At 71.4% G+C, this 6946-nt stretch carries 10 protein-coding genes; 6 read left to right on the top strand and 4 right to left on the bottom strand.

Features of this window, described 5'->3' with window-relative positions; all coding sequences use genetic code 11:
- Positions 1-193 (bottom strand): hypothetical protein (locus DRV96_RS18435; protein WP_210757070.1); only part of this gene is annotated, 193 nt, incomplete at its 3' end.
- 50 nt (positions 194-243) lie between these two features.
- On the opposite strand from DRV96_RS18435, the gene DRV96_RS15385 reads away from it, so the two are divergent.
- The 6 genes from DRV96_RS15385 (at position 244) to DRV96_RS15360 (ending at position 3700) form a co-directional block, all read left to right on the top strand.
- Complete coding sequence (locus DRV96_RS15385) at positions 244-459, top strand: VOC family protein (RefSeq protein ID WP_210757069.1); 216 nt, start codon at positions 244-246, stop codon at positions 457-459.
- A 72-nt stretch (positions 460-531) separates the two neighbouring features.
- A complete protein-coding gene (locus DRV96_RS15380) occupies positions 532-909 on the top strand; it encodes a DUF2568 domain-containing protein (protein ID WP_119292742.1) in 378 nt (125 codons plus the stop codon).
- 54 nt (positions 910-963) lie between these two features.
- Entirely contained in the window at positions 964-1500 is a 537-nt protein-coding gene (locus DRV96_RS15375; RefSeq protein WP_119292740.1) for an AAA family ATPase, read from the top strand.
- Positions 1500-2036, top strand: coding sequence for a hypothetical protein (locus tag DRV96_RS15370; RefSeq protein WP_162911099.1), 537 nt, complete (start codon positions 1500-1502; stop codon positions 2034-2036). The genes DRV96_RS15375 and DRV96_RS15370 overlap by 1 nt, the downstream gene beginning before the upstream one ends.
- Positions 2037-2222: 186 nt before the next feature.
- Complete coding sequence (locus DRV96_RS15365) at positions 2223-2711, top strand: hypothetical protein (RefSeq protein ID WP_119292735.1); 489 nt, start codon at positions 2223-2225, stop codon at positions 2709-2711.
- Positions 2712-2923: 212 nt separating this feature from the next.
- Complete coding sequence (locus tag DRV96_RS15360) at positions 2924-3700, top strand: exodeoxyribonuclease III (protein ID WP_119292733.1); 777 nt, start codon at positions 2924-2926, stop codon at positions 3698-3700.
- Positions 3701-3727: 27 nt separating this feature from the next.
- Here the strand turns inward: DRV96_RS15360 and ntrC are convergent, their stop codons facing one another.
- From ntrC to DRV96_RS15345, 3 genes are read right to left on the bottom strand one after another with little or no spacing between them, the layout of a single operon-like run.
- Positions 3728-5239: a nitrogen regulation protein NR(I) gene (ntrC, locus tag DRV96_RS15355; RefSeq protein WP_119292731.1), complete on the bottom strand. Its 1512-nt coding sequence runs from the start codon at positions 5237-5239 to the stop codon at positions 3728-3730.
- 16 nt (positions 5240-5255) lie between these two features.
- Entirely contained in the window at positions 5256-6353 is a 1098-nt protein-coding gene (gene glnL, locus DRV96_RS15350) for a nitrogen regulation protein NR(II) (protein ID WP_119292729.1), read from the bottom strand.
- A gap of 8 nt (positions 6354-6361) precedes the next feature.
- Positions 6362-6868 (bottom strand): hypothetical protein, encoded by a 507-nt coding sequence (locus DRV96_RS15345; RefSeq protein ID WP_336470524.1) that lies wholly within the window; start codon positions 6866-6868, stop codon positions 6362-6364.
- Positions 6869-6946 lie beyond the last annotated feature (78 nt).

The following is a 6946-nucleotide window of genomic DNA, read 5'->3' as shown; positions in this document are numbered from 1 at the left end:
CGACCACCCATGGCGGCTGCAACCCCAGCGCGCTGGTGAACAGCGCTTCGACCCCGACGCTCATCGAATCAACTCCCCAGGCGAAGCCCGCCCCGTGGACATGTGGACAGGCCGGCAAGCGGCCTGTCCACATACCCACCGGGCTCGACGACCAAGGGTCATTGTGAATGTTGGGTTCCACACGAAACGACATGGAGCCAACTTTTCAACTATGGCGATTATGCTGCCGTTAAGCGTGACGCAGTGGAAATTCATTTATGGGAATGCCAGGATAAGAATATAGCCGAGAACACTGCTTGCAGGATAGCAGTAGACAATATTGAAGCGTTGTATAAGGAGTATCAGCAAGCAGGGGTTATTCATCCAAACGGGGCTTTAGAAGAAAAGCCTTGGGGCGGGAAGGAGTTTGTTGCGCTTGATATGGATGGAAACGGGCTCTTTCTCTTTGAAGATGATTAATCCCTGAAAGAATGCCGCCCAACACGCGCTTGCACCTGACGGCTTCGCCTCGCTACGCTCGGCTCGCCGCAGGTGAAGCGCAAACCGTTAGTCCCCCTAGCAAGGCTAGTGAGCGCGACTAACCTGGCCCTGCGGTTCCTGCTGGAACTCTCCGCGCTGGCGGCCTTGGCGGTCTGGGGTGCGCGCACGGGCGCCACGCCGTTCGCGGCGGTCATGCTGGCCGTCGCGGCACCGCTCGCTGCGGCCGTACTGTGGGGGGCGTTCGTGTCACCCAAGGCGTGGGTCGCGACGGGCTGGCCGGTGCGGCTGGCCGTCGAGCTCGTCGTCTGCGGCGCCGCGGTGGCCGGGCTCGCGGCGTCGGGCCTGCCCGAGATGGCGGTGGCGCTCGCGGCGGTCGTGCTCGTGCAGGAGGGCTGGCGGGCCGCCGAGGTGCTTCGGCGCGCGGGTTGACGGCCACTGCAGGCGGCTGGCACGGCAGATCACGGCCTGGCTGAGGTGTCGACCATGGATTCCTTTCGCATCGCGATCCTCGGCAACGCCGGTTCCGGCAAGTCCACCCTCGCGCGCCACCTGGCCGCGCGGCACGGCGTGCCGGTGCTGGACCTCGACACCGTCGCGTGGGAGCCCGACGCGCCGGCGCAGCCGCGGCCCGACGCGCACGCGATCGACGACGTGCGCGCGTTCTGCCGGCGGCACGCGCAGTGGGTGGTCGAGGGCTGCTACGCGCACCTCGTCGGCGCGGCGCTGGCCTTCGGGCCACGGCTCGTGTTCCTGAACCCGGGCACCGCCGCGTGCCTCGCGCACTGCCGCGCGCGGCCGTGGGAGCCGCACAAGTACGCCTCGCAGGCCGAGCAGGACGCGAACCTGCCCTTGCTGCTCGACTGGGTGGCCGCCTACGACACGCGCGAGGGGCCGCTGTCGCTGGCGGCGCACCGGCGCTGCTTCGACGGCTACGCGGGGCCCAAGCGCGAGCTGACGGCGCCGCTCGATCTGGGCGCGCCGGCGCCGGAGTTCGTCGCGTGGGCCGCCACGGGCGACTGATGCCCGCGCCCCGCGGCGGCCTCGCGCCGGGCGCCCAACGGTGCGCGCGCCTGCGGCTGCCGGGCCTCGCCGCGTGGGCGGGTGCCCTCGCTGCGGCGGCGCCGGCGCTGGCGTCCGCCGCGACGCCGTTCGCGCGCGGGCTGGGCTGCGTGGCCGAGCAGCGCCTCGAATGCGGCTGCGCGCTGCGCGTCGAGGGCTCGGCGTGCAGCGCGTCGCCCACCGTGCATCGGCCGGCGCTGTTCGTGGCGCTGGGTGCCGGTGCGCCGCTCGTGCTTCAGCGCGACGGGCGCGAGGTGGTGCTGCCGCCGCACGCGCGCAACCCGCCGCTGCCCGACGCCGGCCTGCCTTGGCCGAACGTGCAGCACTTTGGCGGCGAAGGCCTGCGCGTGCGCATCGAGTTCAACGCCGCCCCGAACACCTGCCCCAAGCCGGCCACCGAGACCTGCGAGTACGTCGAGGTGCGCGCCACCGTGACCGTCGTCGAGCCCGGGCGCGCGCCGGTGCGGCTGCGCGGCCGCGGCACCTGCGGGTGCTAGCAGCGCGGGGGTCGACGGCGGCGTCGCGGGCCGGGCGCCGGTGGGCGCGCATCGCCGGCCGTCCGTCGATGTGGCATCTTCGGGCCGCACGGATGCACCGCACGCACCGCACGCCGGGCTCGCGCACCGGCGCCGGGGCAGCGGGCCCGCCGTGCGGCGGACGCAACGACTTCGGCGGAGGACCCCATGGACCCGACCCCCTTCGATCAACTCGTCGCCGCGCTCGGCGGCGCGCAGTCCGTCGTCGCCGGCACCTTCGCGCTGGTCACGTTTCTGGTGACCCGCGCGTACTACCAGACCAGCCTCGCCTCGAAGCTGCAGGACCGCCTGTTCGACCTGAACCGGCTGACGGTCGAGCGCGCGCAGGTCGCCGCCGACTTCGAGACGATGAAGCATCGGCAGACGCCGTACTTCGCGATCGCGCCGGCGGCCGGACACGAGGCCAGGCGCTACCAGCAGCTGCGCGCGTACACGCATTTCCGCCTGAACCTCTACGAGGAAGCGTTCCTGGCTACGCAGGGCGTCGTGGCGCGGCACACGGCGCGCGGCAAGGCGTGGCGCACCTACCTCGAAGACCGCATGCAGCACCGCCTCGTGCGCGAGCTCTTCGACCAGGCGCCACACCAGTTCAGCGCGTCGTTCGTGCGGTTCGTGCAGGGCGCGCGCAGGCGCTGACCGTGGTGGCTGCACGCCGAATGCACCCGGCACCGCCGTCGGGCGAGGAGGATGCGCCTGCCGTCCTCCACCGGTGTGGAGGTCGCGCGAGGCGCACTGCTCTGCCTAGGCCAGGCCGTGGAGGCCGGCCGCACGGACGTTAGGATCGTCGTCACGCCACCTGTCACCGTCGGGTGCGTGCAGCCTCGCAGACCGCATCACGATCCTTTCCGATGAAACTCGCCACCTGGAACGTCAACTCGCTCGCGGTGCGCCTGCCGCAGCTGCTCGCGTGGCTGGCTGCCAACCCCGTCGACGCGATCGCGCTGCAGGAAACCAAGCTCACCGACGACAAGTTCCCCGCCGCCGAGATCGAGGCCGCGGGCTACCGCGCGCAGTGGTTCGGCCAGCGCACCTACAACGGCGTCGCGCTGCTGACAAAGGCCTGTGTGGGTGATGCGGCCGACGTGGTGCGCAACATCCCCGGCTTCGACGACGAGCAGGCGCGCGTCATCGCAGCCACCGTCGGCGGCGTGCGCGTGATCGACACCTACTTCCCCAACGGGCAGGCGCCGGGCAGCGACAAGTTCGCCTACAAGATGCGCTGGATCGAGGCGCTGCGCGACTGGGTCAAGGCCGAACTCGCCGCGCACCCGCAGCTCGTGCTGCTCGGGGACTTCAACATCGCGCCCGAGGACCGCGACGTTTACGACCCCGTCGCGTGGGCCGGGCAGATCCACTGCACCGACGAGGAGCGCGCACACTTCCGCGAGCTGCTCGGCGTGGGCCTCGTCGACGCGTTCCGCCTCTTCGAGCAGCCGCCCAAGAGCTGGACGTGGTGGGACTACCGCAACCTCGCGTTCCGCAAGAACCAGGGCCTGCGCATCGACCACGTGCTGGTCAGCGAGGCGCTCAGGCCACGGGTGACGGCGTGCACGATCGACAAGGCGCCGCGCAAGGCCGAGCGGCCGAGCGATCACGCGCCGGTGATCGTCGAGCTGGCCGTCTGAACGCATGCCGCCGGGCGCGCGCCCGGCTCATTCGTCGTCGAGGCCCAGTTCCTGGATCTTGCGCGTGATCGTGTTGCGGCCGATGCCGAGTTTTTGCGCCGCCTCGATGCGGCGGCCGCGCGTGACCTCGAGCGCGGTGCGGATCAGCTGCGCCTCGAACTGGCGCGTCAGCGCGTCCCACACCTCGGGCGCGCCGGCGTGCAGCATCGCGCGTGCCTCGCGCTCGAGGTCGTGCAGCCAGCCGGGCGACGCGGCGGCAGGCTCCGCGGCCGGCGGGGGGAGCGGAGTCGGCGCAGCGACGTGCGGCGCCGCCGGCGACGGCGCGACGGCGGCCGCCTCGGCATTGCCGGTTGCGGGCATGGTGGCCGGCGTGGGCGCCGCCTCGCCAGGGGGCTGCAGCTCGGGCGGCAGGTCCTTCGGCTCGATGACCTGCGCCGGCGCCATCACGGTCAGCCAGTGGCAGATGTTTTCGAGCTGGCGCACGTTGCCCGGGAAGTCGAACGCCATCAGCCGCGCGAGCGCGGCGTCGGAGATGCGCTTGGCCTCGACGCCGAGCTCCCGGGCACTCTTGGCCAGGAAGAAGCGCGCGAGCATCGGGATGTCCTCGCGACGCTCGCGCAGCGCGGGCAGGCGCAGGCGGATCACGTTGAGGCGGTGGAACAGGTCTTCGCGGAAGGCGCCCTGCTTGACGCGCTCCTCGAGGTTCTGGTGCGTCGCGGCGATCACGCGCACGTTGGCCTTGAGCGGCTGGTGGCCGCCGACGCGGTAGAACTGGCCGTCGGAGAGCACGCGCAGCAGCCGCGTCTGCAGGTCGAACGGCATGTCGCCGATCTCGTCGAGGAACAGCGTGCCGCCCTCGGCCTGCTCGAAGCGGCCGCGGCGCATCGTCTGCGCGCCGGTGAACGCGCCGCGCTCGTGGCCGAACAGTTCGCTCTCGAGCAGGTCCTTCGGGATCGCCGCGGTGTTGATCGCGACGAACGGGCCGCCCGCGCGCGGGCTGTGCCGGTGCAGCGCGCGCGCGACGAGCTCCTTGCCCGAGCCGCTCTCGCCGGTGATCAGCACCGTGACGTGGCTCTGGCTCAGCCGCCCGATGGCGCGGAACACGTCCTGCATCGCCGGCGCCTGGCCGAGCATCTCGGGGGTCTCGGCGGCGCGCTCGGCCTGCACCGCCTCGCGCAGGCTCTCGTCGACAGCGCGGCGGATCAGCTCGACGGCCTTCGGCACGTCGAACGGCTTGGGCAGGTACTCGAAGGCGCCGCTCTGAAACGCCGACACCGCGCTGTCGAGGTCGGAGTAGGCGGTCATGATGATGACCGGCACGCGCGGCAGCCGCTCCTTGACCTTGCCGAGCAGGTCGATGCCGGAGCCGCCGGGCATGCGGATGTCGCTGACGAGCACCTGCGGCTCGTCATCGTCGAGCGCGGCGAGCACGTCGCGCGGGTTGGTGAACGAGCGCACCGGCAGCTGCTCGCGCGCGAGCGCCTTCTCGAGCACGAAGCGGATCGATTGGTCGTCGTCGACGATCCAGATGGGTTTCATTCGGTGGGGCGGTCCGCTACGGCAGGGGGATCGTGATCTTGAACACCGTGCGGCCCGGCTGGCTGTCGCACTCGATCGTGCCCTGGTGCTGCTGCACGAACGTCTGCGCCAGCGTCAGCCCCAGCCCCGACCCGCCGTCGCGCCCCGACACCAGCGGGTAGAAGATGCGATCGCGGATCGACGCCGGGATGCCCGGGCCGTTGTCCTCGATATGCAATTCCAGTGCCAAACGCCAGCGCGTCTTGCCGATCGTGACCTGGCGTGCGGCGCGCGTGCGCAGCCAGATCACCGCGTCGCCCGCGGTGCGTCGCGGCTCGAGCGCCTGCGCCGCGTTGAGCGTGATGTTGAGCACCGCCTGGATCAGCTGCTCGCGGTCGCCGCGGAACTCGGGGATCGAGATGTCGTAGTCACGCTCGACGGCGAGCCCCTGCGGGAACTCGGCGAGCACGAGCGCGCGCACGCGCTCGCAGACCTCGTGGATGTTGACGTCGCCGACCACCTGCGCATTGCGGTGTGGCGCGAGCAGGCGGTCGACGAGCGACTGCAGGCGGTCGGCCTCCTGCACGATGACCTGCGTGTACTCGGTGAGCTCCTTGCTGCCCAGCTCCATCTGCAGCAGCTGCGCCGAGCCGCGGATGCCACCCAGCGGGTTCTTGATCTCGTGCGCGAGGTTGCGGATCAGCTCCTTCGTCGCCTCGACCTGGCCGAGCGTGCGCTCCTCGCGGTCCAGGCGCGTCTGCTGCTCGATCTCGATCATTTCGACGACGATGCGGTCGCCCTGCTCGGTTTGGTTGACGATGACGTGCACCGGCAGCTGCTCGGGGTGCGAGCCCGGCGGGCGCCGCAGCACGGCGTCGAAGCGGCCGGTGGCATAGTCATTGCGCGCCACCGCCGCGAGCGCGTCGCGCAGCGGCTGCGCATCGACGAGGAAGTCAGGCACCGAGCTGCCGAGGACGGCCTTGCGCGACAGCCCGACCAACGTCTCGAACGCGGCGTTGACGAACAGGCACTGGCCGTCGGGACGCACAACGGCGACCATCGTCGCGAGCAGGTCGAACGCATCGTACGGCGGCTGGCCGGTCGTGCCGGGCAGGCGGACGAACGGCAGCGCCATCGGCGGCCTCAGTTGGGCAGCTTGTCGAGCTCGCGCTTGATCGCCGCGATGTCGCTTTCCTTGCGCTCGATCGCGGCCTTCATGCCGGCCACGCGCTCGAGATAGCGCGCGTAGTTGCGCTCGTCACCGCGGCGCTCGGGCTGGCCGTCGTTGTACTCGCGCTTGAGCTCGGCCAGGCGCTGCTCCTCGCGCTGCAGCTCGGCCTGCAGGATCGCGCGGCGCTCGCTGTCGCGCGCGCGCTGCTCGGCCGGGTCCACGCGGCTGCCCTCGGGGCGCGCGGCGGGCGCCGGTGTCGGCGCCGGCGCCGACGCTTGCGGACGCGGCGGCGTCGAGCGCATCACGGTGATCGGTGCCCCCTCGATCGTGCGGCAGCCCCGCTGCTTGGCTTCCTCGGGCGTCAGCGCGTCGGTGTAGAGGTCGGGCGGGCCTGGGCAGCGGTAGACGACGCCCGAGGACTGCGCCGCCGCGAGCGACGACAGCGCCCACAGCATCGCCAGCGTGGCGCCGCGCGCCACAGGTCCCAAGCGCATCATGTGTCGTTCTCCGTCCGGCGCACACGGGCCCCGGATACCCCATTGTCGCCCACGGGGTCG

The organism is Azohydromonas sediminis (genome assembly GCF_003574675.1).
Lineage (GTDB): Bacteria > Pseudomonadota > Gammaproteobacteria > Burkholderiales > Burkholderiaceae_C > Calidifontimicrobium > Calidifontimicrobium sediminis.
The sequence above is the reverse complement of the archived record's forward strand: the minus strand, read 5'-3'. Positions and strand labels throughout refer to the sequence as shown.